Annotated in this window: 23 protein-coding genes; 14 read left to right on the forward strand and 9 right to left on the reverse strand. The window is 37.6% G+C overall.

The genetic code is table 11. The features are described from left to right. Positions 1-107 precede the first annotated feature (107 nt). The 3 genes from BT1A1_RS08100 to BT1A1_RS18640 all read left to right on the forward strand — a co-directional run bounded on the left by BT1A1_RS08100 (position 108) and on the right by BT1A1_RS18640 (position 1,318). On the forward strand, positions 108-905 hold the full coding sequence (locus BT1A1_RS08100) for an HAD family hydrolase (protein WP_034769921.1): 798 nt from the start codon (positions 108-110) through the stop codon (positions 903-905). A gap of 91 nt (positions 906-996) precedes the next feature. Next, positions 997-1,176, forward strand: a complete 180-nt coding sequence (locus tag BT1A1_RS08105) for a hypothetical protein (RefSeq protein ID WP_034769922.1) — start codon at positions 997-999, stop codon at positions 1,174-1,176. Beyond that, positions 1,157-1,318, forward strand: a complete 162-nt coding sequence (locus BT1A1_RS18640; RefSeq protein WP_156103202.1) for a hypothetical protein — start codon at positions 1,157-1,159, stop codon at positions 1,316-1,318. Before BT1A1_RS08105 ends, BT1A1_RS18640 begins: the two co-directional genes overlap by 20 nt. On the opposite strand, the gene BT1A1_RS08110 is transcribed toward BT1A1_RS18640, so the two are convergent. The 7 genes from BT1A1_RS08110 to pplA (BT1A1_RS08140) form a co-directional block, all read right to left on the reverse strand. Further along, complete coding sequence (locus tag BT1A1_RS08110; protein WP_034769924.1) at positions 1,315-1,932, reverse strand: YhcN/YlaJ family sporulation lipoprotein; 618 nt, start codon at positions 1,930-1,932, stop codon at positions 1,315-1,317. The genes BT1A1_RS18640 and BT1A1_RS08110 overlap by 4 nt on opposite strands. Positions 1,933-2,022: 90 nt before the next feature. Next, positions 2,023-2,823, reverse strand: a complete 801-nt coding sequence (locus tag BT1A1_RS08115; protein ID WP_034769925.1) for an energy-coupling factor transporter transmembrane component T family protein — start codon at positions 2,821-2,823, stop codon at positions 2,023-2,025. Beyond that, complete coding sequence (locus BT1A1_RS08120; protein ID WP_231553314.1) at positions 2,820-3,683, reverse strand: energy-coupling factor transporter ATPase; 864 nt, start codon at positions 3,681-3,683, stop codon at positions 2,820-2,822. Before BT1A1_RS08120 ends, BT1A1_RS08115 begins: the two co-directional genes overlap by 4 nt. Beyond that, the gene (locus BT1A1_RS08125) at positions 3,668-4,492 is read right to left on the reverse strand and encodes an energy-coupling factor transporter ATPase (protein ID WP_034769926.1); all 825 of its coding nucleotides are present in this window, start codon (positions 4,490-4,492) and stop codon (positions 3,668-3,670) included. Before BT1A1_RS08125 ends, BT1A1_RS08120 begins: the two co-directional genes overlap by 16 nt. Positions 4,493-4,504: 12 nt before the next feature. Beyond that, positions 4,505-5,443, reverse strand: a complete 939-nt coding sequence (gene menA, locus BT1A1_RS08130; protein WP_034769927.1) for a 1,4-dihydroxy-2-naphthoate polyprenyltransferase — start codon at positions 5,441-5,443, stop codon at positions 4,505-4,507. Between the two features lie 284 nt (positions 5,444-5,727). After that, positions 5,728-6,801: an FAD:protein FMN transferase gene (locus BT1A1_RS08135; RefSeq protein WP_156103203.1), complete on the reverse strand. Its 1,074-nt coding sequence runs from the start codon at positions 6,799-6,801 to the stop codon at positions 5,728-5,730. A 92-nt stretch (positions 6,802-6,893) separates the two neighbouring features. Beyond that, positions 6,894-7,808 carry an extracellular electron transfer flavoprotein PplA gene (pplA, locus tag BT1A1_RS08140; RefSeq protein WP_034769929.1) on the reverse strand — a complete coding sequence of 305 codons (915 nt, stop codon included), beginning with the start codon at positions 7,806-7,808 and terminating at the stop codon, positions 6,894-6,896. A 257-nt stretch (positions 7,809-8,065) separates the two neighbouring features. Here pplA (BT1A1_RS08140) and BT1A1_RS08145 point away from each other — a divergent pair, with 257 nt between their 5' ends. The 4 genes from BT1A1_RS08145 to BT1A1_RS08160 all read left to right on the forward strand — a co-directional run bounded on the left by BT1A1_RS08145 (position 8,066) and on the right by BT1A1_RS08160 (position 12,406). Continuing rightward, entirely contained in the window at positions 8,066-9,940 is a 1,875-nt protein-coding gene (locus BT1A1_RS08145) for an FAD-dependent oxidoreductase (protein WP_034769931.1), read from the forward strand. A 50-nt stretch (positions 9,941-9,990) separates the two neighbouring features. Continuing rightward, entirely contained in the window at positions 9,991-10,407 is a 417-nt protein-coding gene (locus BT1A1_RS08150; RefSeq protein WP_034769933.1) for a NusG domain II-containing protein, read from the forward strand. A 23-nt stretch (positions 10,408-10,430) separates the two neighbouring features. After that, on the forward strand, positions 10,431-10,970 hold the full coding sequence (locus BT1A1_RS08155) for a Gx transporter family protein (RefSeq protein WP_034769934.1): 540 nt from the start codon (positions 10,431-10,433) through the stop codon (positions 10,968-10,970). Positions 10,971-11,425: 455 nt separating this feature from the next. Continuing rightward, a complete protein-coding gene (locus BT1A1_RS08160; protein ID WP_034769935.1) occupies positions 11,426-12,406 on the forward strand; it encodes a polyprenyl synthetase family protein in 981 nt (326 codons plus the stop codon). Between the two features lie 336 nt (positions 12,407-12,742). On the opposite strand, the gene pplA (BT1A1_RS08165) is transcribed toward BT1A1_RS08160, so the two are convergent. Beyond that, on the reverse strand, positions 12,743-13,666 hold the full coding sequence (gene pplA, locus BT1A1_RS08165; protein WP_034769937.1) for an extracellular electron transfer flavoprotein PplA: 924 nt from the start codon (positions 13,664-13,666) through the stop codon (positions 12,743-12,745). 162 nt (positions 13,667-13,828) lie between these two features. Between pplA (BT1A1_RS08165) and BT1A1_RS08170 the strand changes: the two genes are divergently transcribed. Next, the gene (locus BT1A1_RS08170) at positions 13,829-15,694 is read left to right on the forward strand and encodes an FAD-dependent oxidoreductase (protein WP_034769939.1); all 1,866 of its coding nucleotides are present in this window, start codon (positions 13,829-13,831) and stop codon (positions 15,692-15,694) included. Positions 15,695-15,717: 23 nt separating this feature from the next. Here the strand turns inward: BT1A1_RS08170 and BT1A1_RS08175 are convergent, their stop codons facing one another. Beyond that, positions 15,718-16,224 (reverse strand): CcdC family protein, encoded by a 507-nt coding sequence (locus BT1A1_RS08175; protein ID WP_034769940.1) that lies wholly within the window; start codon positions 16,222-16,224, stop codon positions 15,718-15,720. A gap of 618 nt (positions 16,225-16,842) precedes the next feature. On the opposite strand from BT1A1_RS08175, the gene BT1A1_RS08185 reads away from it, so the two are divergent. The 6 genes from BT1A1_RS08185 (at position 16,843) to miaB (ending at position 25,978) form a co-directional block, all read left to right on the forward strand. Next, positions 16,843-18,912: a thioredoxin domain-containing protein gene (locus tag BT1A1_RS08185; protein ID WP_034769942.1), complete on the forward strand. Its 2,070-nt coding sequence runs from the start codon at positions 16,843-16,845 to the stop codon at positions 18,910-18,912. Between the two features lie 661 nt (positions 18,913-19,573). Next, on the forward strand, positions 19,574-20,623 hold the full coding sequence (gene recA / locus BT1A1_RS08190; protein WP_034769943.1) for a recombinase RecA: 1,050 nt from the start codon (positions 19,574-19,576) through the stop codon (positions 20,621-20,623). 415 nt (positions 20,624-21,038) lie between these two features. Beyond that, positions 21,039-22,598, forward strand: coding sequence for a ribonuclease Y (gene rny / locus BT1A1_RS08195; RefSeq protein ID WP_034769944.1), 1,560 nt, complete (start codon positions 21,039-21,041; stop codon positions 22,596-22,598). Between the two features lie 185 nt (positions 22,599-22,783). After that, positions 22,784-23,581, forward strand: coding sequence for a TIGR00282 family metallophosphoesterase (locus BT1A1_RS08200; RefSeq protein WP_034769945.1), 798 nt, complete (start codon positions 22,784-22,786; stop codon positions 23,579-23,581). Positions 23,582-23,733: 152 nt separating this feature from the next. Next, a complete protein-coding gene (gene spoVS / locus BT1A1_RS08205) occupies positions 23,734-23,994 on the forward strand; it encodes a stage V sporulation protein SpoVS (RefSeq protein ID WP_033829016.1) in 261 nt (86 codons plus the stop codon). 433 nt (positions 23,995-24,427) lie between these two features. Then, positions 24,428-25,978 (forward strand): tRNA (N6-isopentenyl adenosine(37)-C2)-methylthiotransferase MiaB, encoded by a 1,551-nt coding sequence (miaB, locus tag BT1A1_RS08210; protein ID WP_034769948.1) that lies wholly within the window; start codon positions 24,428-24,430, stop codon positions 25,976-25,978. Position 25,979 lies beyond the last annotated feature (1 nt).

Below are 25,979 nucleotides of genomic sequence, written 5' to 3' on the forward strand. Positions count from 1 at the left end.
TAAAGAACTTTATATCTTCTTTTAACGTATTAAAAAGTAGTTAACTTTTCACCTATTTTATATTAAACTATTAAAAAGTAGAAAAATTACAAAAAAGTAGGGATATGATGATTAAAGCAATTTTCTTTGATTTAGATGACACGCTTTTATGGGATCAAAAAAGTGTGCAAAAAGCATTCTTGGCCACATGCAAAATAGCTCAGGAACGTTACGGGATTGACCCGAGTAAACTGGAGGATGAAGTTCGGCAGGCTGCCAGAACATTGTATCTATCTTATGAAACATATCCGTTCACCCAAATGATCGGCATTAATCCTTTTGAAGGGTTATGGGGTGAATTTTGCGATAAAAATGACCAATTCAAAGCGTTACATGATATCGTCCCAACGTATCGAAAAGATGCATGGACACAAGGGTTAAAAGCACTTGGTATTGATGACCCTGATTTCGGCTCTGAATTAGGAGAGACTTTTCCTAAAGAGCGAAGAAAAGTCCCGATTGTTTATGAAGATACGTTTCCTGTACTGGAACAATTAACGAAGGATTATCGTTTACTTTTATTGACAAACGGTTCACCGGATTTGCAAACGACAAAATTATCCTTGACTCCTGAACTACCCCCGTATTTTGAACATATTGTCATCTCCGGTAATTACGGGAAAGGAAAACCGGATCCGGGAATTTTTCAATATGCTTTATCTTTAATGTCCTTAGAGGCAGACGAGGTTCTAATGGTCGGGGATAATTTAAATACCGATATTTTAGGGGCAAATCGTACAAAGATTAAATCTGTTTGGGTGAATCGCCATCAAAAAAGAAGAACGGACATCACACCGACGTTTGAAACACAAAATTTAACCGAGCTATTCTCCATCCTAGAGAAAGTAAATGTGAAAAACAGCTAAATCATATACATTTGTAGCACGTTTTGCCACGTATCATTTCTGTATCGATGAGGAAAATAAAGAAAGAAATAAACATGAGGAGATGAATCAAATGGCAAAACGGAAAGCAGAGAGAAATGCTGTTGAAAAATACACAAAAACGCCACATAAAAATAACCGAGAAACTGATTTTACAGCCGAGTTTGCCGGTGAGGAAAACCCGATGAAAGGGGCAAACAGAAATTCACAAAAGGGAAGAGCGGGAAAGCATAATGAAAGACCAATCGAATAAAACGAACAAGGATCTCAAGGGCCGGGTTGAATTTGGCATTGAATTTGGAAATGTGAATGCAGGAAAGGAATTGGAAACACTCATAATGAATCAAAAAGAACAGAAGCATAAAAAGAAAGATTCCTCTAAAAAAGAACGTTAATCATTTGTTTGCACTGAAATGAAGTCAAAGAGTGGCACAGGTCCACTCTTTGAAAAACCAGTTTTAAAAGTTATTTCGTAAAAATAGTCATTCAGCATCTGGTTAAAATCCTCCGTAACATTTTGGTCGCCACGCTTCAGTCTTCTGGAGAATTCACTCATTTGCTGAATAAAATGTGGATTTTCAGAAATATATACATGGTCAATTTGTGGATGATTCTTTTTTACTTGATCGGTTATTTGATTTTTCATCTTGGACGTCAGTTTTTGCCTTTGTTGCAGAACCACCGCCACATAAGCATTATTGTTGCTAATAATGACATTTGTATCGATGACTTCCTTCATGGCTAAAAGGTTGTTTTTTGTGTCCGTATCGGTAAAAATCGTTGGTTGACGAGCTTCATTTTTTTGTTCGTTTGTACCTGGATTTTTACTGTTTATGAAATTTTGCCCTTTCGATTGAGAAACATTAGATGTCCTCCATGGATGATCAGAAGTGTCTGTTACGGTCAAATTGCGATGATCATTAGATTGATTTTTATCATAATACGTACACCCGGACAATAGAAGAAAAACCGAGAGAATTGAGCAAGAGATAACGATTATTTGTTTCAAAATGGACCCCCCAAAGGATTGCAAATTGTTGTATTCCTATTTTTTGCACTAAGAAAATTTTTTATGCAATCGTTAAGAGGGGACCTTGATTCAGACAATTGTATTCATGATCAGTAAGCCGACTGTTAAGAAAATCATAATGACTAAACTTAACGTATCAGCCCATTTCCAACGCAGTTTCCGAAATGAGGAGCGTCTAGCGTTTGGTTGATAACCACGAACTTCCATAACATTTGCGACTTCTTCCGCCCGGTTTAGTGAACTCACAAATAATGGTAAAAAGATTGGTACGAGAGTTTTCATTTGTTGGAATAAAGAACCTTTGCCGAATTCTGTCCCTCTTGCTTTTTGTGCATCCATGATTTTTTGTGTTTCATCTAATAAGTTTGGAATAAAGCGCAAAGCAATGGACAGCATAATGGATATTTCTTCAACAGGTATTTTAAAAATCCGAAGTGGCTTGAGAAGAAAATGAATGGCTTCGGTTAAGTCAATCGGTTTTGTTGTCAGTGTAATAACCGTAGAGATAAAAATGATCATGACAAAACGGAAAAAGATATAAATACCGCTCACTATCCCAAATTGAGATATGGTTACCGGACCCCATTCGAAGTAAATTTCTCCCCCGGCTGTAAATAATACTTGTAAGCAGACGGTAAATAAAATCAACCAAATTAAAGGTCGTACGCCACGTATGTAGGTTTTGAAATGGACACCGGATAAATGCATGACCCAAAAGGTAAACGACCATAGAAGAATATAGGCCGGCCAATCCTCGGCAAAAAACAAAATAAAAATAAAATAAAAACCGGCGATTAATTTTGCTCGAGCATCAAGTATATGGAGTAAAGAAGTACCGGGAAGATAACGACCGATGATTAATTTATTCATGCAAGTCCCACCTCGATTAAGCAGTCTGCAAGTTCCTCCACTGTCAGACAAATTTTTGGCAAGGATACACCGGTTTTTTCTTCAATGAGTAATTGAAATCTTCTTGCTTCCGGAATATCAAGGTTCCAAGATTGGATTTGATTAAGATCAGCAAAAAAAGTTCGCACATCATCATGAAAGACGATTTTTCCTTTTTCCATAACAATTACATCATCAGCGAATTTAGCTACATCATCCATTTCATGTGTGACCATCATTGTTGTCAGTTTATTGTTTTTATTCCAAGAAGCAATTAGCGAAAGGATTTCTTGTTTTCCAATAGGGTCAAGTCCTGCTCCGGGTTCATCTAAAATTAAAATATCCGGTTTCATCGCTAAGATCCCCGCAATGGCGACCCGTCTTTTTTGGCCGCCGGATAATGAGAAGGGGGATTTCGGTAAAAAGGAGGCATCCAGGCCTACCTGGTAAATGGCTGTTTTTGCCATTTCTTTCGCTTCACTAAGCCCCACACCAAAATTCAAAGGACCAAAACAAATATCTTTTTCCACGGTCTCTGCAAATAACTGGGATTCAGGAAATTGGAATACCATGCCTATACGTTTTCGTACTTCTTTTAAAGAAGTAGGATCGTTATTTGAAGAAACAGAGTATTTGCCGATTTTTACCTCACCTTGTTTCGGGCGTATTAAGCCATTCATTACTTTTAGTAAACTTGATTTTCCGGCTCCGGTTTGGCCGACAATAGCGGTAAAGGATGAAGGTTTTACGAATAAATTTACATCATCTAAAACATTTTTTGTTCGAATCGGACCTAATTGGTAATCTGCGGATACATTGCTATATCTTATTTCCATAGCCATTCTACCATCTCTTCTTCACTCATATACGTATTTGGCACGTTTCTTCCTTTCATTTGTAAAATTCGTCTTAGTTTTTCGGTAAAGGGGGCTTCAAAATCAAGTTCTTTACTGAAAACTTCTTTCGGTGTGCCAATGGAACTGATTGTTCCGTTTTTTAACACAATAATGCGGTCACTGGATGCAGCTTCATTCATATCATGTGTAATGGAAATAATAGTCAGTTGATGCCGAGATTTTAATTTTTGTAGCGTTTTTAATAAATCTTTTCGACTTTTCGGGTCTAACATAACAAAGGCTTCGTCCAATAATAATATTTCCGGTTGTAAAGCTAGTAAACCGGCAATTGCCACTCGCTGCTTCTGTCCGCCGGATAACCGGGTCGGATCAGCGTGACGATAATCATACATATCAACCATATGAAGTGCTTCATAAACTCGCATCTTCATCTGTTCATAAGGCATATTCAAATTTTCTAAGCCAAATGCCACATCGTCTTCAACGGTCGAACCGATAAATTGATTATCCGGATTTTGGAAGACAATACCCATTCGCTTTCTTATTTCCCATTTCGTCTCTTCATTTAACTCATAACCGGCGATTGTTACAGAACCAAATTGCGGTTTGTACAACCCTAATAAAATACCGGCTAATGTTGATTTCCCGGAACCATTGTTGCCGATAATGGCGACCCACTCACCTTTTTGGACGGAAAAGTTAATGGAAGATAAGGTTTCAGTCGAACTACGTAAATCATAACGAAAAGATACATCTTTTACTTCAATGATTGGGTTTGTTGAATCAAGTACCATGAACAGCACCTCTTATATGAAAACAGCTAAACAAAGGATTGCGGAAATGACCCCGTTAATAATGACCAAATTTTTTACGGAAATGACAAACGTCTCGGATTTTATTTGTTTCTTATTAAATAATTTCACGTGTTTATAGACAGGGATACTTGCTAAAAGGGCAAGCAACATAATTTTTGGCAATAAATGTAACGCAACAGCTGCCAAAATTGCAAAAAAGGCAATGAGATATAAAGCATTAAATAACCAGATGGCGTATTTTTTCCCAATGTAATAGGGGAGGGTAAACCGATTATTTTTAATATCCTCCTCCAGATCACAAATGTTGTTGGCCAACATGATATTGGCAATGGTGGCTACACATGGAATAGAAACAAGAACAATTTCTAATATTAGCAGAAGATCGGCTCGGAAACTAATCATTCTGCCTTTCCAAACAAGATTGGCGATATTTTGATCAAAAGCATTTACATAGACAGTAAGAAACAGAATTCCAAATCCCATTGTTACCCCGGAAAAAATTTCTCCAAGAGGCATTCGTGAAATAGGAATCGGACCAAACGTATATAAAATACCGATCGCAAAACAAACCATGCCGATAACTAATACGAGAATATCCGTTTTAAAAACAAGCCAAATGCCGAGACAGGTTGCTGTTGTCAATAAGCAAAGTATTGTAGTTACGACAAGCCATTCCGGAATATTCTCTTGACCGATAATATTCTTTTGTTTTCTGTATTGTTCATTTGTTGCTTTTCTGTAATCCATATAATTATTTATTGCTGTTGTTGTCAAATCAAATAAAAACATGGAAAAAAAGAAAATCAATGTATTGATCGGTCTAAATGTACCATAACGATAAAAAACGAATAACGATCCTACTAAAAAAGGGAAAAGGCTGGCCAATTTTGTTTGAATTTCAACTAGTTTTAAAAATGCACGTAAAGACATTATAAACGCCCCTTCACGGATCAAAGGATTTTGAGTTTGTTTTAGCTAATAGGAAAGTATAAATTTTTCAATTTCTACTTTCCTAACGTATAAGTGCTCTTGCGGCTCTGCTCTCACCTAAAGGCTCGGCAATCGCCGAGTTTTCTTTATTTTTCAGTTCTGTCCCACCATAACGGCGAGCCAAGACTCCACCTCAAGATTTTGAGATTACAAAGAAGATAGGTGGGATGCTTGCCGCACACGATTGGATCAACGAACGATTAGCGGGGATGAAAAAATCCCACTTATGGATGTTTCACTGTGAATTCTTTATTAGTAAGCTTAAATTTATTTTTAAGTTTGCTTGTCAAATATACATCTTTATTATGTGTAATGAAAATAGCATCTACACCGATTTTCTCGGCATAGGCAAGTCCATCTTTTACTCCTTTTGAAAAGAGGAGAGTCGAGAGTGCGTCACCGTCCGTTGATTCATCTGTAATCACAGATACACCGGCAATATCATTTTTGAAAGGATACCCGTCTTGCGGATTTAATAAATGATGGTAAATTTCACCATTAACTTCTAAATACCGTTCATAAATGCCGGATGTAACAATTGATTTATTCGCTTCTTGAATGCTCCCGATAATTTGACCACGAGGAGAGAAGGGATCTTGAATGCCGACGGTCCATTTGTTTCCACTGGCATTTTTTCCTAATACATAAACATTCCCACCTAAATCAATGATGGCGGAAGTAACACCATGGTCTACCAACACATCACGGACTTTATCGGTAATAAATCCTTTTGCAATGCCGCCTAAATCAATTTCCATTCCTTTATTTTGTAAATAGACAGTTTGCTTGTCGTCATTTAATTCAACGAAACGATAATCAATCAGTGGAAGGACGTTATTAATTTCTTCTTGTGTTGGTTTTCTTGCATCAGGAAAACCAATATGCCAAAGAGAACTGAGGGGACCAATTGTAATATCAAAAGAACCATTCGCACGATCACTATAAGTTTTTCCGGCTGTAATTAACGTAAAAATATCCTCCGATACTTCAACAGGGCTTATTCCGGCATTTTGATTGATTTTATCAACTTCAGATTTTGCTTCCCCATCATTGACAGTAATTTCATCAGCTAATTTTTGAATCTTTTTAAATACCGGATCCAGCACATCTTCTTTATTTTTATCATAAATTTTTACAGTAACAACTGTCCCCATTAAAAATTCAGTTCGGCTTGCCGGGTTGGTCGTCGTCTGTGAATGGTTTTCATCAGCAGTTTCATTTTTTGATTGACCGCAGCCGGTGAACAAAAAGGTAAATAAAATCAATAGGATAAGTCCGGTTTTTTTCAAATAATTCATCCCCTTCCTGGAACGTTTGTACTGAAAAAAAGACTTTAGAGAAGTCTCTAAAGTCTTTTAACTTGTCTATGGAAGTTGATACGTAATACTTATTATTCTTCCTCAAAAACAAAATTATCAACTTCAATAGGAGTAGTATCTCCTTTTTGTGCAGCATTTATTAATTGAGCAGCATACATTTTAAATGCATGACTGGAATGTGTTGCCCCACTAACAACTTCAACATCAGCAGCACTTTGCTTATCAATTAACGATTGACTTAATGCCGGAATGTATTCTTGTGGACCTGTACCTGATTTTTCAGTCATTGTTTTTTCATAATCTTCATCTTCGGTTTTTAATTTTCCATCTTTATTTAAGAAGTTATAATCAACTGCAGTAATTTTTCCACCGGATACGGTCATTTTAATGTATGTTTTCCAACCGGTTGAACCAAGATTTTTTTCAGAAAGGCTATATTCACCATCTTTTAAAGTTCCTTGGGCATCAATTTCAATCGGCGTTGTGTCACCTTTTTGAGCTGCTTGAATTAATTGTTGTGCATAGTTAATAAAGTTTTCCGATGAATGGGTAGCACCGCTGACAACTTCTACTTGAGCAGCATCTTGTGTACTTACTAATTGTTTATTCAGTTCAGGTATATACTCAGCAGGACCGACACCGGATTTCGCTTTCATTGCTTCTTCATATTCTTTGTCTTCCGATTTCAACTTGCCGTCTTTGTTCACGTAATTATATTTAGATTCGGTAATTTTGCCGTCTTTCACCGTAATCTCAAAAGTCGTTTTCCATCCTTTATCATCAAAATCTTTTTCTGTTAACGTGTATGTCCCGTCTTGTAATGGACTCCCGGCAATTATTTTTTTAGCAACTTTCTCCGTTTTAGCAGCATGGTTGCTTTCACTACCGTTATCTTTAGTTTTTGTACTACTTTCATTAGATCCGCAAGCTGCTAATAGTAATGAAAGTGAAAGAGTGGCTGCAAATATAATTTTGTTGAATTTCATGGACTCTCACCTTTTCTATATTGTATTATTTGTGAATGAAATCACAATTACCGAGTTTTATATTAGCATGACGATAACCAGATGTCTATGACAAATTTGTTAATAATATCACATTTTAATAACGTGGAGATTATGAAAATATAGTGAACAAACTAGACAGATACCATGAAGACATGTAAAATAACAAACTGTGTTCACTTTTTCACAATTTATTTAACTTGATAGATATTTAAATGAAGACATATGGAGGAATCGTAATGGATAATAAGAACATTGTGATTATTGGTGCAGGTTATGCCGGTGTTCATGCGGCAAAAAAACTTGCTAAAAAATATAAAAAAGACGATAGGGTAACCATTACGTTAATCGATCGTCATTCTTACCATACCATGATGACAGAATTGCATGAAGTTGCTGCTCACCGCGTTGAACCGAATGCAATTCAATATGATCTGCGAAAATTATTTAACCGGACAAAAGTAAAACTTGTCACAGATAATGTCACAAAAGTTGACCATGAGAAAAAAATTGTAACAACAGAGCACGGTTCATTCCCATATGATTATTTAATTTTAGGAATGGGTGGAGAGCCAAATGATTTTGGAACTCCGGGTGTAAAAGAACACGGCTTTACCCTTTGGTCTTGGGAAGATGCTGTAAAACTTCGTGAACATATTGAAAAAACGGTTCATCAAGCAGCCATGGAACATAATGATGAAAAACGCCGCACAATGTTAACTTTTGCTGTTTGCGGATCAGGTTTTACCGGTGTAGAAATGGTTGGCGAACTGTTAGAATGGAAAGAACGTCTGGCAAAAGATAATAAGTTAGATCCGGAAGATATTACATTATATCTGGTCGAAGCAGCTCCAACCATTTTGAATATGCTTGACCGGAAAGATGCAGATAAAGCAGAAAAATATATGGTGAAAAAAGGGATTAAAATCTTAAAAAATTCACCCATTGTGGAAGTGAAAGCTGACCGGGTTGTTTTAAAATCCGGCGAAGAAATACCAACACATACATTGATTTGGACAGCAGGAGTCAAAGCAAACTCAGACACGAAAGATTACGGTATGTCTCAAGCTCGTGCCGGTCGACTTAAAGTCAATGAATATATGGAAGCGGAAGACCTAAAAAATGTATACGTTGTTGGGGACTTGGCCTATTTTGAAGAAGCGGAAGGCAAACCAACTCCTCAAATTGTTGAAGCAGCCGAACAAACAGCAATGACGGCAGCGAAAAGTATTATTGCTGAAATTAGCGGCGGTGAAAAACAACCGTATCAAGGGAAGTACCACGGTTTTATGGTATCCATTGGGGCGAGATACGGTGTTGCAAACTTAAGTGGACTCCGTTTAAGCGGCTGGTTAGCTATTTTAATGAAACATTTAGTGAACTTATATTATTTCTTTGGAATCAGAAGCGGTTATTATATGTTCCAATATATTATGCATGAATTTTTCCATATAAAGGATAAACGCAATATTTTCCGTAATTTCACCAACCGTTATGGAAATGTTTTATGGAGCTTTCCATTACGTTTATTTGTTGGAGGTTTTTGGTTAGTTGAAGCCGGTGCAAAAATTTGGGGAGAATCCACTTGGAAGGAAGCCATTTCCAGTTGGTCAAAAGTTCCTACCTTATTTGACGGACTAGGTGAAGATTCTTGGTTAGTCGGGTCTACAGTAAGAATGCCATTTGATTGGTTGCAAACAACAACAAGTGGTGCAAGTGAATCCGCTAGTGCAACTGCAACAGAATGGGCGACTCCAATACTAAGTCATATGCCGGGCTGGTTTGAATGGATTATGCAAATCATGTTACCGAATGCAGATATGGCAGTATTTATGCAAAAAATGATGGTATTTATTGAATTAGGTATTGGTCTTGCTATCTTAGGCGGATTATTTACATGGCTTGCCAGTGCAGCCAGTGCCGGTTTCTTAGTTGTCTTTACCCTTTCTGCAATGCTTGGTTGGGATAAAGTTTGGGCACTTCCGGCTTCTATTGCTTTAATGAACGGATCCGGACGAACACTTGGTCTCGACTATTGGGTTGTTCCATTCCTGCAAGCAAAATTAGGCCGTGCATGGTATGGTAAAGAAAGGGCAATATATAAAGACAAGTAAATTATTTTTGATTGATGAGAATTTGGAATTAAATGTTTGGAGGAATAGAGATGAAATCTTACTACAAAATGATTAAACCTTGGGATATCATCGTAGTATTCTCTTTAGTCCTTCTTTCATTTATTCCTTTTTTTATTTTCAGTTTTGTTCAAGCCCAAAAGACAGAAGGTACATCAGTCAATACAGCAGTCATTTCTGTTGATGGGAAGGAAATTAGACGGATTGTCCTTACTGATAATACATCAACAGAAACATTCGATGTCCATAGTTCAGATGGTGGATATAATACCATTGAAGTTACGAATAATAAAATTAGAATTAAGGCTGCGGATTGTACCGATCAAGTATGTGTCTTAACCGGATACATATCGAAGCCCGGGGAAACGATTGTTTGTTTACCGCATAAAGTGTTAATTGAAATCGTTAGTGAAACAGCCGCTGAAGATGATATTATTATAAGTTCATGACTTTGGATCGAAGGGGATAACCGATGACAAAAAATCAACGAATTGCTTACATAGCTTTATTAGCTGCACAAGCTGTTATCATTAGTTTAGTTGAACGAGCGATTCCCTTTCCTTTCCTTGTTGCTCCAGGTGCAAAACTAGGTTTGGCAAATATTATTACATGCATGGCTATGTATACGTTGTCGGCAAAAGATACAATAAAGGTTATTGTCATTCGGTTAATTTTGGCTACATTACTTGGAGGCACCATATCGACATTTATGTATAGTGCTTCTGGAGCTGTTTTAAGTTTTTTTGGAATGTGGATGGTAAAAAAATTAGGTCCGAATCGGGTAAGTATGATTGGTGTTAGTACAACAGGAGCAATTTTACATAATGTTGGTCAGCTTCTTGTTGCCAGCCTAATTGCTCAAACATGGACGGTTTTATTATATTTACCTATCCTTTCTTTTGTTGGAATTTTAGCAGGTATTGCTACGGGAATCATGGCCAACTTTTTACTGACACATGTAGAAAAACTTGAGTACTACATGTATTTGCAACAGTCAGAAAATGCGGGTTAAAGGCGAACATGATCGTTTGCGTCAAGATCAACGTCGCATTGCCTGAGGTAAATGAATAGCAGCGTTCGCTTACAATTAGTATATGAAGAACTCTTCACTGATGGAATTTTCACTTTTTTAGCTAATAGGAAAGTATAAATTTTTCAATTTCTACTTTCCTAACGCATAAGTGCTCTTGCGGCTCTGCTCTCACCTAAAGGCTCGGCAGTCGCCAAGTTTTCTTTAAAAGATAAGAAAGTATAAAAATACAAGTAAATAACTTGGAATTAGTTTTATTGTCTAGCTCCGAGCGCCAGCGACTAGCAAACTTCACTCCCCTCCACTACGATAAGTCAACATCGGCTCGTCCCTCGCCGTGTTTCCTTTATCTCATTGCGGGGCGCTCCAGTTTGTACGTCGCTAAGCGGGCGCTCTGCGCTTTTCTTATACAAATTATTGATGAAAGGAGGATCATTATGGGGGTACACTCAATGTGGGAAGATTATCCAGAATTAGCTAAGGACTTATCCAGTGTAATTGAACTTATTGATTCACAAATTCACGTTCGTGATAAAACCATTGAGACAATTGTTAAAAATTTCCTTCACTCCGGTGGTAAATTACTACGTCCGGCTTATTCTTTACTATGTTCGCAAATCGGACCTGAACAAGATAAAGAACGTGCCATTGCAATAGCTGCTGCAATTGAATGTATACATATGGCAACTCTTATTCATGATGATGTCATTGATGAAGCTGAAACCAGGCATGGAAATCCTACCATTCATTCCCAAAAAGGAAATAAATATGCCGTCTACTCAGGAGATTATTTATTTTGTCTCACGTTCAACCTTCTTTCAAAATATGCTCAATCATTATCACAATTAGAATTCAATGTAAAGGGAATGGAAAAAATTTTAACCGGTGAATTAGAACAACTAAATTCTCAGTATGTTGAGCCTGTGTCAGTAAAGGACTACTTGTCAAGAATTGCGGGAAAAACGGCACAATTATTTGCTGTTAGTTGTTATTCCGGGGCTGTAACCAGTAAAGCTGCTAAAAGGGCAACAATGCAAGCATGGAATTTAGGGCATTACATTGGGATGGCTTTTCAAATTATTGATGATATTTTAGATTACCAAAGCGATGACCAAACATTAGGAAAACCGGTTATGAATGATTTTCGCCAGGGAATATATACCTTACCTCTTATATATGCAATGAAAGAAAATCGTCAGGCATTTATCCCTTTTATTGCAAAAAAAGATCAATTAACTGATAATGATATATCCGCTATTTCCGATTTAATTAAACAGTATCAAGGGATAGAAAAGGCATATGACCTTGCCGGAAAATATACCAATAAAGCTTTAAAAGAGCTGGAAAAATTACCTGACGGCGAATATAAAAACATATTATATGATATCACGGCTTCCTTATTAAAAAGAAACATGTAATGTAAAGAAAACTCGGGTGTCGAAATCTAAAGGCGAGGGGGAGCCGTACAGGTAAAAATTTTTGCTGCGTCGAATTCACATCTTTGCTGGACGTAAAAAAAGCATCTTGTTTGATTTTTTACAAGATGCTTTTTTTGGTTAATAGGAAAGTAAAAATTTTTCAATTTCTACTTTCCTAACGCATAAGTGCATAAGGAATGCTTCGTGGGAATACATCGCAGCCAAAAAATTTTATATTTTTTCGGTGACTAGAGAGATTTCGGTAGCATTCCCTTGCAAGCGAAAATGTTTATTCGCTGAACTACAGCTCTGCTTTCGCCTAGTTTTCTTTATAAATTATTCTTCAGCAAAAACGATGTTATCTACTTCAATCGGAGTTGTGTCGCCTCTTTGTGCCGCATTGATTAATTGTGCCGCATACATTTTAAATAAATGACTGGAGTGGGTTGCACCGCTGACTACGCTAATCCCTTCTGTGTTTTGACTTTCAACTAATGCCTGGCTTAATTGTGGAATATATTCTTTTGGCCCAACACCGGACTTATCTTTCATATTCTTTTCGTAGTCTTCATCTTCTGATTTTAATTTTCCGTCAGCATTCACATTATTATAGTCCACTTGCGTAATTCTTCCGCCTTCTACTGTCATGTTGATATATGTTTTCCAACCATTTGTATCAAGATTCTTCTCTGTAAGTTTGTAAACCCCGTCTTTTAAAGGAGCACTTGTATCGATCTGAATTTCAGTTGTGTCCCCGGCTTGAGCTTTTTGAATTAATTGTTGGGAATAATTGACAAACTTTTCCGAGGAATGGGTTGCACCGCTGACAATTTCCACTTGTTTTGCATCTTGTTTTTTAACCAATTGTTTATTTAATTGTGGAATATAATCTTGCGGGCCAACACCTGTTTTCGCACTCATATTTTTTTGGTAATCTTTATCATCCGTTTTTAGCTTTCCTTCTTCATTGATGTAATTATAGTCCGCTTTCGTTATTTTGCCGTTTTTAACTGTAATTCTTTCCGTTGCTCTCCAACCGTTTTCATCATAATTTGTTTCAGTTAAAGAATACGTTCCATCTTGAAGTGGACTACCGGCGACAACTTTATTCTCAACATTCTTGCTGTCAACACCACTACCTTGGTCTTTCTGTTCTTCTTGATTATTATTTTTCTTTGCGTTGTCATCGTTATTACCACAGGCACAGAGTAGTAAGGATAAGGATAAAAGAGAGGACACAAAAATCTTATGATATTTCATGTTTTCACTTCCTTTTAAAATTTTTTTATAAAATTATTTGGCATGTAATGTTAGGTTGCACGTTTCCTATCTATATATACACCAAAAAACATAAGGTTCATGAAAGACAATTCGCATAAAAAGGCAATGTCAGGAAAAACTTTTTTTAAGGAGTGAACGCTTATGGATAAAAAGAAAATTGTAATCATCGGTGCCGGTTATGCCGGAGTACATGCGGCAAAAAAACTCGCAAAAACTTTTAAAAAAGATGAACAGGTTTCAATCACGTTAATCGACAAACATTCTTACCATACGATGTTGACAGAATTACATGAGGTTGCTGCCCATCGTGTTGAACCAACAGCCGTTCAGATGGATTTGCGAAAATTATTTAACCGAACGAAAGTTAACTTAATTACGGATGAAGTACAACATGTTGATCATGAGAAAAAAATGGTCATTACCAAAAATGAAACTTTTCCTTTTGATTACTTAATTTTAGGAATGGGTGCCGAACCAAATGATTTTGGTACACCCGGTGTGAAAGAACATGGCTTTCTTTTATGGTCATGGGAAGATGCGGTGAGTTTAAGGAAACATATTGAAGAAACCGTTCGGCTAGCTGCGGCGGAAACAGATTCGCTTAAAAGAAAAGCGATGTTAACATTTATTGTTTGCGGATCCGGTTTTACCGGTGTGGAAATGGTGGGAGAGTTATTAGAGTGGAAACACCGATTAGCACGAGAGAATAAATTGGAAGAGAATGATATCACTTTATATTTAGTGGAAGCGGCACCAACAATATTAAATATGCTTGATCGAAAAGATGCCGATAAAGCAGAGAGATACATGGAACGAAAAGGAATTAAAATCTTAAAAAACTCACCGATTGTGGAAGTAAAAGAAGACCGGGTCATTTTAAAATCCGGTCAGGAAATCCCTACATATACGTTAATATGGACGGCCGGTGTAAAAGCAAATTCTGATGTGGAAGGATTTGGTATGCAATCAGCACGAGCCGGCCGTTTAATAGTGAATTCATATATGGAAGCGGAAGGGTTAAAAAATGTTTATGTAGTTGGTGATTTAGCTTATTACGAAGAAAATGAAGGGAAACCAACGCCGCAAATTGTTGAGGCTGCTGAACAAACTGCGGTAACTGCTGCGAAAAACATTATTGCTGATATAAAAGGCGGTCAAAAAGTTACCTACAAAGGAAACTATCACGGGTTTATGGTTTCAATCGGTGCTAGATTTGGTGTCGCTAATTTAAATGGCATCCGCTTAAGTGGCTGGTTAGCCATTTTAATGAAACATATTGTCAACCTATATTACTTTTTCGGCATCCGTAGCGGATATTATATGGTTCAATATATTAAACATGAATTTTTTGAAGTCAAAGATAAGCGAAATATTTTTCGAAACTTTACCAACCGTTATGGAAATGTATTATGGAGTTTTCCACTTCGATTATATGTCGGTGGCTTTTGGCTTGTTGAAGCCGGAGCAAAATTATGGGGGCATGATACGTGGAAACATGCAACCTCAAGTTTTCGTAATGTTCCCGTTCTTTTTCAAGGATTGGGTGAAGATTCATGGTTAGTTGGAAACACGGTCCGAATGCCTTTCGATTGGCTTCAGGAGCCGACAACCGGGGCGACCGCTGCAGAAACCGGGGGAGAGTGGGCTACCCCGATTTTAAGTAAAATGCCGTTTTGGTTTGAGTGGATTATGAAAATAATGCTGCCAACACCAGAAGTTGCCATATTCATGCAAAAATTCGTTATTTTTGTAGAAATGGCGATTGGGTTGGCGCTTATTGCCGGGCTATTTACGTGGCTGGCCAGTTTAGCAAGTGCCGGATTTCTTGTTATGTTTACTTTAACTGCGATGCTCGGGTGGGATAAGTTTTGGGCTTTACCTGCTTCGATTGCGTTATTGAACGGATCCGGACGGACACTGGGGTTAGATTATTGGGTTATTCCATTTTTGCAGGTGAAATTAGGAAAATGGTGGTATGGGGAAGAACAGGCTATATACAGGGGATAAAGAGATAAAAATAAGAGGAGAGTTTAATTTGCTCCTCTTATTTCCATTTCAAGTAAATTTTCCTGGTTTTGATTCTGCAATTGATTTTGCATTTTATTGTATTGGATTAGCATAGCAATTCGCCAAGGAACAATCATGCCAAAAGCAAGAATCCAAAACATTCCGCCCGTTTCACCGACATGGACGGTTAAACTTAATGCGGCTTTTAATCCCGTTCGAATAAGCAATAGCCCGATCAATATAAAGGCAAAGGCCTTGGAGCGCGTAACATAAATTTCATTCCCGCGAATTTCAAAATGTGTTGTTTTAATAAGAAATATAGAAAAAAATATCCCGACACACAGCGCTTCAATTACTTGTAAAAAAGGAACGCGAAAAAACGGAAAGATGAACATCAATGCACCGGTACTCATAAAGATTGGCGGCAAAATGATTTTCTTCCTCGTTACGGGATGTTTCGTTGCTTTCATTCTAATCACTAAAACGGCAATAGCCATGATGATTGGTATGATAAAAGTAAGATAAACCATGAGTCTCAACCCTTTTCAACTTTTCTCCCGCATAAATGGTCACTAAATCTCCCTCTAATGAAAGGGAAATCAAGTACCCGGAAGTGCCCGATTGGTTCAACTAACCATCAGTGGACGGTGAAGAAAACCCCCCACTGGTGGAAATTTTCACTTTATCACAGTGAAAAACTGTACGACTCATTTTATCAGATTTTATTCGATATAACAACAAACAAGAAGTACCAATCAGGACATTTAAAACAGTTTTAATTGCTCAACTTTTCTTTGTACAATTGGCTCTTTACCAAAAATTTGATAACCCATTAAATGATAAGTCTTTAATCTTTTTTCAAACATGGCTTTTAAAAGAGTTTCATTTTCATCTACATAATCGTATACTTTGACTTTTTCTTTTTTATTATGGAAGCGATGCAAAGCTTACTATTTTGCATTATTACTGCGTATAATCTGGGATAATATGCTACTTTTTCCACTTTATTTTTATTTCAGAATGTGCAAAAATCTATATAAATTTTTACCTAGCTTTTCGCAATGAATACTTATTATTATGTCTATTTTATTATTTTCGGGTAAACTATGTTATAAAGAATAGATTAAAAACTAAGTAGGTGAGGTTTAATGAGTGAAAACAAAAACCCGAATCGTTTAATCAATGAAAAATCACCTTACTTGCTTCAACACGCCTATAATCCGGTCGACTGGTATCCGTGGAGTGAAGAGGCATTTGAAAAGGCAAAAAGTGAAAATAAGCCGGTATTTGTTAGTATTGGTTATTCGACTTGCCATTGGTGCCATGTGATGGAGCGGGAGTCTTTTGAAAATGAAGAGGTGGCGCAGATTCTCAATGAGAAATTTGTTTCGATTAAAGTGGACAGGGAAGAGCGACCGGATATTGATTCTATCTATATGCTCGTTTGCCAAATGATGAACGGGCATGGCGGCTGGCCGTTGAGTGTATTTTTAACGCCGGATCGAGTTCCATTTTATACCGGAACTTATTTCCCGCGGGAAAGCCGTTATGGAATGCCTGGCTTTAAAGAGGTACTGAATTATTTATATCAACAATATACCGAAAATCCGGATCGAATAAAGGATGTAGGGGCACAAGTAAAACAAGCGCTTGAGCTTAGCCGTGAAAAAAGGGAACAAACTTCCTTAACGAAAGAAACAATTGATAACGCTTTCCAATATTACAAACAAACTTTTGATCCTCAATACGGTGGTTTTGGCGAGGCACCGAAATTCCCAATGCCGCATACACTCGTATTTTTACTTATGTATGCCAAATTTTATGAAAATCAAGAAGCGCTTAACATGGTAACAAAAACATTGGACGGGCTGGCACGCGGGGGAATTTATGACCATATTGGTTATGGTTTTTCTCGTTATTCCGTTGACGAAAAATTTTTGGTGCCGCACTTTGAAAAAATGCTGTATGACAACGCTCTCCTTGCGATGGCTTATACCGATGCTTTCCGGATGACGAAAAATTCCCGATACAAAAAAATAACGGAAGAAATTATCAAGTATGTGTTACGTGATATGGTTCACCCGGATGGAGGGTTTTACTCTGCAGAAGATGCCGATTCAGAAGGTGAGGAAGGAAAGTTTTATGTTTGGACCCCGGAAGAAGTGAAGGATGTGTTGGGTGAACAGTTGGGCACACTCTTTTGCCAAGCATATGACATTACTAAACAGGGTAATTTTGAAGGGAAAAATATTCCCAATCTGATTACAAGTCATTTAGAATCGATTGCAAAATCGGAAAGGATTTCTTCTGCAGAGTTAGCGGAAAAATTAGAAACGGCACGACAAAGATTGTTTCAACATCGGGAAAACCGGGTTCGCCCATTCCGTGATGATAAAATTTTAACGGCATGGAACGGCTTAATGATTGCAGCGCTCGCAAAAGCAGGGCGTGTTTTTCATCAAGCATCCTATGTGCAGTCTGCAGAAAAAGCAGTTTCTTTTATCAGGGACAACTTGATTCAAAATGGCCGGGTAATGGTGAGATACCGAGATGGCGAAGTAAAAAATAAAGCTTTTATTGATGAATATGCCTTTCTATTGTGGGGATATATTGAACTGTACGAATCAACTTTTGCTCCATTTTATTTAGAGGAAGCAAAAAAACTGGCCGGCAACATGATGGATTTATTTTGGGACGATCACGCGGGAGGCTTTTTCTTTAGCGGAAACGACGATGAGCCATTGCTCGTCAACCAAAAGGAGTCATATGACGGGGCACTGCCTTCCGGAAACAGTGTCGCTGCATGCCAATTGTTAAGACTGGCTAAACTGACCGGGGATTTTACGTTAGAAGAAAAGGTCCAGCAAATGTTTCAAGTTTTCAGTAAGGATATCCATGATTATCCCAATGGTCACGCAATGATGCTGCAGTCTGTAATGTTATCACAGCAAGCAATGAAAGAAGTCGTTATCGTTATGGATAATGAAACAAAAGAAGTTGTTGATTTTATCCAACATATACAGGAGAATTTCCACCCCGAAATTTCTTTAATGGCTGTAAAAAGGAACGAACAGGCCAAACTCTCTGAAATTGCTCCGTTTATTGAAGACTATGCCATGATAAATGAGAAACCGACCATTTATGTCTGTGAAAATTTTCAATGCAACCAGCCGACAAATCATTTTCAAACTGCAATGGATTTACTCTTTAAAAAATAAATGCATGGAAGGTGACTTGACCTTCCTTTTTTTTTATACCTTAATGCGCAAAGGTGCGAATTACCGGGAGTTTCGTTAAAATGATTACTTGAGTTTCGCATCCCAATGACGGGTGGGTTTTCATCGCCAAAAAAGGGAGTTTCTCACTCCAAGTCCATCCCTCGACGGGCATGAGTTCCTTGCCAAGAAGCAAGACTTCATAAACTTCGGCTCTCCAGACAATGTTATCATGCCCGTCTCTCCGCATAAAGTTTCTTGTATCGTTCTGTTATCGCTTGTTAGCCTTATATCCAAGTTTCTTTGTTTACTTAACCTTAATTTTTCTGCCCAGTTAATTGTAACCTATTCAACCTTAAATTATTTTAATAGTATTCCCATAAATCTTCCTAAATAGCAGATTAGGATGTACAATTAAGTGAGGTGTTTTTGAACTTCCTCTTTAATTGAAAAGTATTACAATTGATAAAAATAGTATTTTCATGTTAAAAAGCAAGTTGAAAATGTAATTTTTGTAAGGAGAAAATACGATTTTACAGCAAAACTTTCCTTTAAAAGCTGACGAATGAACGTTCGACAAAATACTTGGCAAGTTGAGTAAAAAAGTATATAGTATTAATAGGTTTCAAAACTAATAGCCTATTTAATAGAAGGGGGAAATTGCGTGAGTGATCGTCAACAAGCCTTAGAGCAGGCGTTAAAACAAATTGAAAAGCAATTTGGTAAAGGCTCTATCATGAAAATGGGGGAAAAAACAGATACCCAAGTTTCCACAGTTTCAAGCGGTTCTTTAGCATTAGATATCGCACTGGGTATAGGTGGATATCCAAGAGGACGAATTATCGAAATTTATGGTCCGGAAAGTTCAGGGAAAACAACCGTTGCCTTGCATGCTATTGCAGAGGTACAAAAGCAGGGCGGACAAGCAGCTTTCATCGATGCAGAACATGCGCTTGATCCGAAATATGCGCAAGCCTTAGGTGTAAATATTGATGAATTACTTCTTTCCCAGCCGGATACAGGTGAGCAGGCATTGGAAATTGCAGAGGCTCTTGTACGGAGCGGTGCAGTTGACATCATCGTCATTGATTCAGTTGCCGCCCTTGTTCCGAAGGCAGAAATTGAAGGGGAAATGGGGGATGCGCATGTTGGTTTACAAGCACGTCTTATGTCTCAAGCGTTACGGAAGCTATCCGGTGCCATCAACAAATCAAAATCCATTGCGATTTTCATTAACCAAATCCGTGAAAAAGTTGGAATTATGTTCGGCAATCCGGAAACAACCCCCGGTGGTCGTGCCTTAAAATTCTACAGTACCGTAAGACTTGAAGTTCGTAGAGCAGAGCAATTAAAACAAGGAAATGATATGGTTGGGAATAAAACAAAAATTAAGGTGGTAAAAAATAAAGTGGCACCACCATTTAAAACTGCCGAAGTTGATATTATGTACGGTGAAGGGATTTCGCTGGAAGGAGAAATTATTGATATCGGCGCTGACCTTGATATTATTCAAAAAAGCGGCTCTTGGTACTCCTATGAAGGAGAAAGGGTTGGACAAGGCAGAGAAAATGCAAAATTATTCCTAAAAGAAAATCCAAAAATTAAACTGGAAGTTTTGAACAAAATTCGTGAACATTATGGTCTGGATTTACTGCAAGAAAGCCCTGAAACAAAAGATGCTGTGGATCAAGAACAACTTCAATTAGAAGAATAAACTTTTGCGACTGCCTATATGATTACTGTATATTGGCAGTCTTTTTTATCGTTAAAACATACAAACGGTCAATAAATCTTCCACTTGTTGCTTAAGGGAAATAAAGATGAACGAGGAGGGAGATAAGTGCAACTAACTATCTGTGGAGATCAAAAACTCCCCTAGTGGAAGTTTTACTTTATTCCATCCTTTTTTGGAATCGTTCTATTACTTGACAATGAAAATTCACACCTTTACAATGAAAATGTATATTTTACAATTTTTTTGTAGTTTTTGGCATAAAATTTGGCTTATTGCAATATTTTGCCTTTATGTTAGGTTCTTCATACCTGACGTTATTTATTAAAAACTTTTTGAAAATGTACATGCCGACATGTATGAAATTGTAAAGTTCATAGCAAGAGGAGGTGAAATGATGGACTTAGTGCAAATCATCATCTCCATTTTGCTTCTTATCGTCGGTGTTGTTGCTGGTTATTTCATTCGAAAATCCATTGCTGAACAGAAGATTGCAGGAGCAAAAGATGCTGCAGAAAAAATATTAGCTGATGCAAATCGAGATGCAGATTCTTTGAAAAAAGAAGCCCTGTTAGAAGCAAAGGATGAAATTCACAAACTTCGTACAGAAACTGAACGTGAACTTCGCGAACGAAGGAACGAATTGCAAAAACAAGAAAATCGGTTATTGCAAAAGGAAGAGAATCTTGATCGAAAAGATGAAACATTAGACAAGCGTGAAATGATATTGGAAAAAAAGGAGGATTCTCTAAATCAAAGACAACAGCATATTGAACAGATGGAAAGCAAAGTGGAAGAGATGGTTCGAAAACAACAGGAAGAACTTGAACGAATTTCCAAATTAACATTGGATCAAGCAAAATCCATCATACTAGAACGAGTTGAAAAAGAGCTTTCCCACGATATTGCCAAGATGGTGAAAAATGCAGAAAATCGTGCGAAAGAAGAAGCGGATAAAAAAGCAAAAAGTATTCTCTCACTGGCTATTCAACGATGTGCTGCTGATCATGTCGCTGAAACAACAGTATCTGTAGTCAATTTACCAAATGATGAGATGAAAGGTCGGATTATCGGACGTGAAGGTCGTAATATCCGTACGCTTGAAACATTAACTGGTATTGATTTAATTATTGATGACACACCTGAAGCAGTAATCTTATCCGGTTTTGATCCAATTCGAAGGGAAACAGCGCGACTTGCATTGGAAAAATTAGTTCAAGACGGAAGGATTCATCCGGCCAGAATCGAAGAAATGGTCGATAAATCCAGACGTGAAGTGGACGAATATATCCGTGAAGTCGGAGAACAAACGACTTTCGAAGTTGGTGTTCATGGTTTACATCCGGACTTAATTAAGATACTCGGACGACTGAAATACAGAACCAGTTATGGTCAAAATGTATTAAATCACTCAATTGAGGTTGCTCAATTAGCAGGAATATTGGCTTCTGAATTAGGAGAAGATGTAACGCTGGCAAAAAGAGCCGGACTTCTACATGATATTGGTAAAGCTGTCGATCATGAAGTAGAAGGAAGTCACGTTGAAATCGGCGTCGAACTTGCCACCAAGTATAAAGAACATCCTGTCGTAATCAATAGCATTGCATCTCACCATGGTGATACAGAACCTACTTCGGTTATATCCGTTTTAGTAGCTGCCGCTGATGCATTATCGGCTGCAAGACCTGGGGCCAGAAGTGAGACTTTAGAAAGCTATATTCGTCGTCTGGAAAAACTTGAAGAAATTTCCGAATCCTATGATGGTGTAGAGAAATCATATGCCATTCAAGCAGGAAGAGAAGTTCGGATTATTGTAAAACCGGAAATGATTGATGATTTAGAAGCACATCGATTAGCTAGAGATATACGGAAAAAAATCGAAAATGAACTCGACTATCCCGGTCATATTAAAGTTACTGTTATTCGGGAAACCCGGGCAGTCGAATATGCCAAATAAAACGGAGGGGACATTCCTTGGTGGTGTTTCTTCCTTCTTGAAATCACCTTTAAAAAATGGTTTTCAAGAAAGGAAGATAATCGACACGTATCCATGGTTTGTCCCTTTCCTTTATTCTTCGTATCGATTATAATATGGCAAAATAAAAATAGATGAAACACTTTTTATAAAAGAAAGGAAACAATATGAAAATTCTTTTTATTGGTGATGTGGTGGGAGAACCAGGTCGAAAAACAGTAGCAGAATATTTACCTAAGTTAAAAGTAAAGTATCATCCAACATTTACTATTGTAAATGGAGAAAATGCCGCTGCCGGAAAAGGGATTACGGAAAAAATATATCGGCAATTTCTTGAATTGGGTGTACAAGTAATTACAATGGGAAATCATACTTGGGATAATAAAGACATTTTTGAGTTTATTGATCATGCGAAGTATCTTATAAGACCGGCAAATTTCCCCGAAAACAATCCGGGGAAAGGGATCGTTTATGTGAAAATTAATTCATTTGAATTGGCCGTCATAAATTTGCAAGGCAGGACATTTTTACCGCCAATTGATTGTCCTTTCCAAAAAGCAGAACAATTAGTAAATGAAGCAAAAAAGCGAACCCCCTATATTTTTGTCGATTTCCATGCAGAAGCTACCAGTGAAAAGCAGGCAATGGGTTGGTTTTTGGATGGTCGTGTCAGTGCTGTTGTGGGCACGCATACCCACGTTCAAACAGCAGATAACCGTGTTTTGCCGGGGGGTACAGCCTTTATAACAGATGTGGGCATGACAGGTATTTATGATAGTATACTTGGTGTAAATAAGGAAACGGTGTTAAGAAAATTTTTAACAAATTTACCGTCAAGGTTTGACGTTCCGAAACATGGCCGGACGCAACTTTGTGGTGTTGTTGTTGAAATCAATGACAAAACGGGATTGGCAGAAAATATTGAACGGATGATTTTAAATGATGATCAGCGGTTATTTAATTAGATGAAAGTATGATAAAGAAAAATTATTTAAAAATCAGTTTCAGCTTGGAATAAGGGTTCGACTCCTTGAATATAGTAGCAATGGAATGGTTTTACACTTGCAGGTCAGTCCACGAAAAAAATAAACCAGAGAGATTCAAGGAGGAACAAAGTATGGAAATATTAAAGGTTTCAGCAAAATCGAGCCCGAATTCAGTAGCCGGTGCACTTGCAGGAGTTCTACGGGAAAGGGGCGGTGCAGAAATCCAAGCTATTGGTGCAGGTGCGTTAAATCAAGCGGTAAAAGCGGTAGCCATTGCCAGAGGTTTTGTTGCCCCGAGCGGAGTTGATTTGATTTGTATTCCAGCTTTTACCGATATTCAAATTGATGGGGAGGAACGAACAGCAATTAAGTTGATTGTAGAACCTCGATAGAGCAGTTTAAAACCATTTTCAACTTGTATCGTGATGATACTTTCATCATTTTGAAATTTATAAAAGGTCCTTTTACAAAAGTCTGGTTGTTTAACGCAATCAGACTATTTTTGTCTAATGTTTCAATTTCTACTTTTCTTACGCATAAGTGTACAAGGAAAGCTTCGCGGGAATACATCGCAGCAGAAAAAATTTTATATTTTTTCGGTGAACCCACGGCTCGAACGCACGAGTTTTCTTTAGTTTATCTCACCTTATCCGAGTTTTGATTATTTTATGGAACTTCCATGTCTTCATATAACCACCCATTACATACTATATCTTATTGTTAATTGCTTTATAAACGTTTATAATGATAAATTGAATAGAGATGTGTTTTAACAGATGTGGCAAGAATATGATTTGTTTTTATGGTCTTGAAAGGAGTTTAATTATGAACGAACAACAACGGTTACAAAGTCAACAAGTGAAACAAGCTTCTCCAACGGACAAAAAATCCGCTGCCGGAGAAAAAGATTATAGTAAATATTTTCAAACTGTCTACATGCCGCCTTCCCTAAAGGATGCAAGGAAACGAACAAAAGGAAATGTAGGTTATTTTAAAGATTTTGACGTGCCGGAACCATTAAAAGGAATGGGGGAAGGTCGAAAATTTTATATCCGTACGTATGGTTGTCAAATGAATGAACATGATACCGAAGTAATGGCCGGAATTTTCATGGAATTAGGCTATGAACCGACCGATACAACCGAGGATGCCGATGTCATTTTACTCAATACTTGCGCGATTCGGGAAAATGCCGAAAATAAAGTGTTTGGCGAACTGGGTCATTTAAAATCATTAAAACAAGAAAAACCGGATCTTCTTCTCGGGGTTTGCGGGTGTATGGCACAAGAAGAATCAGTCGTCAACAGGATTTTGCAAAAACATCAACATGTCGATATGATTTTCGGTACCCACAATATCCATCGTTTGCCGCAGATTTTACATGAGGCTTATATGGCTAAAGAAATGGTTGTTGAAGTTTGGTCAAAAGAAGGCGATATTATTGAAAGTCTTCCTAAGGCACGGAAAGGTAACATTAAAGCTTGGGTTAACATTATGTACGGCTGTGATAAATTCTGTACATATTGTATTGTTCCATACACACGCGGGAAAGAAAGAAGCCGCCGTCCGGAAGATATTATCGAAGAAGTTCGTCATTTAGCTGCCCAAGGGTATAAAGAAATTACTTTACTTGGCCAAAACGTGAACGCATATGGAAAAGATTTTGAAGATATCGATTATCGCTTCGGTGATTTAATGGATGATCTGCGGAAAATTGATATACCGCGAATTCGCTTCACAACCAGCCATCCGCGTGATTTCGATGATCATTTAATTGAAGTATTGGCAAAACGCGGCAATCTTGTTGAACATATTCATCTTCCGGTTCAATCCGGTTCCAGTTCCATGCTGAAAATTATGGGACGGAAATATACCCGGGAATCTTATTTGGAATTGGTGCGCAAAATTAAAGCGGCCATACCGGATGTTGCCTTGACAACGGATATTATTGTCGGTTTCCCGAATGAGACGGATGAACAATTTGAAGAAACGTTATCCTTGTACCGTGAAGTGGGATTTGATTCAGCTTTCACTTTCATTTACTCACCTCGGGAAGGAACACCTGCGGCAAAAATGAAGGACAATGTCCCGATGGAAGTGAAGAAAGAACGGTTACAACGATTAAATGATTTAGTGAACGAAATTTCTGCACAAAAAATGAAAGCAATGGAAGGGCAAACCGTCGAAGTACTTGTTGAAGGTGAATCGAAAAACAATCCGGAAGTACTCAGCGGTTACACGCGAAGAAACAAACTGGTCAATTTTGTCGGACCAAAATCGGCCATCGGTCAAATTGTAAAAGTAAAAATTACGGAAGCAAAAACATGGACATTAAACGGGGAAATGGTGGTTGAGGAAAAAATCGAGGTGAGCTAAA

The sequence above is a fragment of the Caldibacillus thermoamylovorans genome (assembly GCF_000751775.1).
Lineage (GTDB): Bacteria > Bacillota > Bacilli > Bacillales > Caldibacillaceae > Caldifermentibacillus > Caldifermentibacillus hisashii.